The organism is Nocardioides sp., assembly GCF_034670285.1.
Classification (GTDB): Bacteria; Actinomycetota; Actinomycetes; order Propionibacteriales; family Nocardioidaceae; genus Nocardioides.
On sequence record NZ_JAXMNS010000395.1, the window covers coordinates 1 to 3,487 of the forward strand.

Here is a 3,487-nt window from a genome sequence, read left to right on the forward strand (position 1 = left end):
TCGTCGAGGGCCGCCGACCCGGCTCCGATCCCGACCGAGGTCGCGGCGACCGCCAGCAGCCCGGCGAGCAGCAACCGCGCCGTCAACGGTCGAGCAGCTCGCCCAGACGCGGCGAGAGCCCCCACGTGGCGACCAGGTCGTCGTACTCGTCACCGAGCGAGCCGGTCTCGCGGTGACCGGTGCGCACGGCGCGCAGCAGCGTGTTGCGCGGGGTGTGCTCGGAGTCGACGAACTCCATCACGTCGACGCGGTAGCCCTCGAGCCGGAGAAGCATCGAACGCACCGCGTCGGTGAGGGTGTCGGCGAAGCGCTCGCGCAGGATGCCGTGCCGGGTCAGCTCGCCGTACGGCGCCGGCGTGGGCGCCTTGCGCAGCTGGGCCGCCACGTCGTGGTGACAGCAGGGCGCGGCCAGGACCAGCGCGGCCTCCCACTCGATCGCGCGGGCGAGGGCATCGTCGGTCGCGGTGTCGCAGGCGTGCAGCGCGAGGACGACGTCCGGGGCGGCGGCCAGCCCCACCGTCGAGATGCCGCCGACGACGAAGTCGAGCGAGGTCACCTCGATGCCGAGCCCGGCGGCGACGCCGCTGTTGTGCTCGCGCGACTGCTCGCGCACGTCGACGCCGACCATCGAGACCGGCCACCCGCGAACGGAGGTCAGGAAGCGGTGGCCGGTGAAGGTGAGGTAGGCGTTGCCGCAGCCGAGGTCGACGATCCGCAGCGGGTCCTCGGGCGTGGGACGACGCAGCTGGCCCTTGTCGATCGCCTCGGTGAGCGAGGTGTCGAGCAGTCGGACGAACTCCTCGACCTGGCGATACTTCGCCTGACGGCTCGGCTTGAGCCGTCCCTGCGCGTCGGCCAGGCCGAGGGCGGCGAAGACCGGGTCGCCCGGGGGCAGGAGCCGGCTCTTGTCGCGGTCGTGACCGCGGGTCGCGCTCACCGGCTCCGCGCGGGCGGTCGTGCTGAGGACCGCCTCGAGGCGCTTGGTCACCCGCACCTGGTGGGTGTGGGTGGTGGTCTCGACGTGCCAGTTGCCGAAGGTCTCGGCCAGCAGGGCGTCGACGGCCCGCGCCGCGGCGTCGTCCGCCACCGCGTGGTTGACGGTGTGCGCCTGGGTCGCGTCGTACGACGTCACCTGGAGGTGGCGCCCCGCCTTGAGGTCGACGTAGCGCAGCTCGACGCGGCGCCACTGCGGCTGCGTGCCCTTCTGGCGACCCGACGCTATCGCGCGCACGAGCAGGTCGGGGTCGAGCAGGTGACCTCGCACCTCGGCCAGCACGTCGGCCAGGGGACGGATCACCGCGTGACCGCCGAGACCACCACGAGCAGCAGCAGGGCCACCAGCGCCAGGGGAATGATGAGGCGACGATGGCGTGGGTTCACGGCACCGATCCTACGGGGCGAGGGGCCGGATCAGCCCGTCGGCCGATGACCCCGGACCACCCGGAGCGTCCAGCCCAGGACGTAGAGCAGGTAGAGCCCGAGCACGACCCAGAACCACGGGCCGAGCCCCGGGTCGACCGAGCGGGCGGCCCGCACGGTGAGGAGGCACACGCCGCAGAGCAGGAGCACCGTGGCCGCGGCGATCGCCCAGAGGTCCCGCTCCATCCGACGACGCATGGCGCCCTCGCGCTCCGGGGTCGCCGTCCACCACTCCTTCGACGCAGCGGGGAGGTTGATGAACGTCAGCGGCATCCGCGGCGACCAGGCGGCGGCTCCGCCCAGGACCGCGCCCAGGAGGGCACCGACGAGGCCGAAGACGACCAGGGCCTCCGTGCGGGAACCGACACGATCCACAGCGCCGGAACCGTCGAAGTGCAGCGGCACACGGTCGGGCAGCAGCAGCGCTGCCGCCGCGAGCACGAGGAGGTAGGCGACCAGTGAGCCGAGGAACCACCACCGCGCACGGACCGGATCAGGAGACCTCATGCCGCGCTCACCAGTGCTCCATCGACCCCCGGAAGACCGCGGCCAGGTCGTCGGGGGTGACCTCCTTGGGAGCGGTGGCGAGCAGGCGCTGCTGCTTGAGGGCGCCCTCGACCAGGTCGTCGACGTCGGCCGCGCCGTAGCCGACCTCAGCGAGGCCGTTGGGGATCTCGATGTCGCGCATGAGGCGGGTCAGGACGCCGGGCAGCACGTCGGGTCCGTCGCCGGAGACCCCGGGCTCGAGGAGCCGCGCGGCGTGCAGGTGGCGCTCGGGTGAGGCGTCGAAGGTGAACCGGAATGCCTCGGGCGCGGTGAGCGAGACCGCCATGCCGTGCGGCACGATCGGCTGGTCGTCCGGGTAGCCGGCCGGCCGGTAGTCGCGCACGCGTCCGGCGATCGGGTAGGCGCCGGCGTGCGGGATGTGCACCCCGGCGTTGCCGAACCCCAGGCCGGCGAACGTGGCGGCGAGGGCCATCTGCTCGCGCGCCTCGACCGACGAGCCGTCACCGACCGCCGTACGGAACGACTGCGCCAGCAGGGACAGCGCCTTCTCCGACCACATGTCGGCGATCGGGTTGGCCCCGCAGTAGGGCACCCGCTGCTCGGGCTGCTTGGCGTCGAAGTCGCCGAACCAGCGAGCGGTGTAGCTCTCCAGGGCGTGGCACAGGATGTCCATCCCGGCAGCCGCTGTGACCATGGCCGGCTGGGTCATGGTCAGCGCCGGGTCGACGATCGCCAGCCGCGGGCGGAGGGCGACGTGGCTGATGCCGGTCTTGACCTTGAGCGACAGCACGTCGAGGACGCAGATCGTGGTGCTCTCGCTGCCGGTGCCGGTCGTCGTCGGGATGGCGACCAGCGGCAGGAGCGGCTCCACGGGCGGACGGGCCCGACCGACCGGTGCGTTGAGGTAGTCCATCAGCTCACCCGGGTTGGTCGTGAGCAGGTTGACCGCCTTGGCGGTGTCGATCGCCGAGCCACCGCCGACGGCGAGGATCGCGTCGAACGGACCGGCGTCGCGGGCGAACTCGATCGCCTCGATCATCGAGGTGTCGGTCGGCTCGACCCGTACCCGGTCGAAGACGGTGACCGCGAGCCCGTGGCCGGCGACCTCCTCGGCGATCCGCGCCGGGTGGCCGGTGGCCGCCACTCCCGGGTCGGTGATGAGGAGCACCCGCCCCCCGCTGCCTCCGGTCAGGCCCAGGAGGTCGTGGCCGACCTCGCTTGATGAGCCGGCCCCGAACTTCAGGGACGGCGCTGCATAGGTGAAAACGGTCTCGCTCACGCGGCCACTGTAGGAGAATCCTGTGAACCTCGGCCCCTCCTGTGTCGGCGCGGCTCTCAAACCCGGATCGACCACACAATCCATTAACACCCTTTGTTACCGCCTGCTTGTTGAACGGTGTACGCGGCGCGTGGGTTACTGGCGCAGTAACCGCTCCATGCCCACCGGCGTATCCGTCGTGTACGCAGGAGACACGAGAGGGAAGTCCACATGTCGGTCCAGCCGTCTGCAGCGCGACCGACCGGGACCTCCCTCGGTGCTGCCGCGCGCGGCCGCGCGCTG

General features: G+C 72.1%; 3 protein-coding genes. All 3 read right to left on the reverse strand.

Annotation, left to right across the window (positions count from 1 at the left end; genetic code table 11):
- Nucleotides 1–82: 82 nt before the first annotated feature.
- On the reverse strand, nt 83–1,297 hold the full coding sequence (locus VOI19_RS16500; RefSeq protein WP_323794053.1) for an SAM-dependent methyltransferase: 1,215 nt from the start codon (nt 1,295–1,297) through the stop codon (nt 83–85).
- A 113-nt stretch (nt 1,298–1,410) separates the two neighbouring features.
- The gene (locus tag VOI19_RS16505) at nt 1,411–1,926 is read right to left on the reverse strand and encodes a DUF1648 domain-containing protein (RefSeq protein ID WP_323794054.1); all 516 of its coding nucleotides are present in this window, start codon (nt 1,924–1,926) and stop codon (nt 1,411–1,413) included.
- 7 nt (nt 1,927–1,933) lie between these two features.
- Entirely contained in the window at nt 1,934–3,205 is a 1,272-nt protein-coding gene (locus VOI19_RS16510) for a hydroxyacid-oxoacid transhydrogenase (protein WP_323794055.1), read from the reverse strand.
- Nucleotides 3,206–3,487: the final 282 nt, after the last annotated feature.

Excerpts from the sequence above, each read along its gene's own strand:
- VOI19_RS16505 (WP_323794054.1), bottom strand. The coding sequence starts at position 1,926 with ATGAGGTCTCCTGATCCGGTCCGTGCGCGGTGGTGGTTCCTCGGCTCA.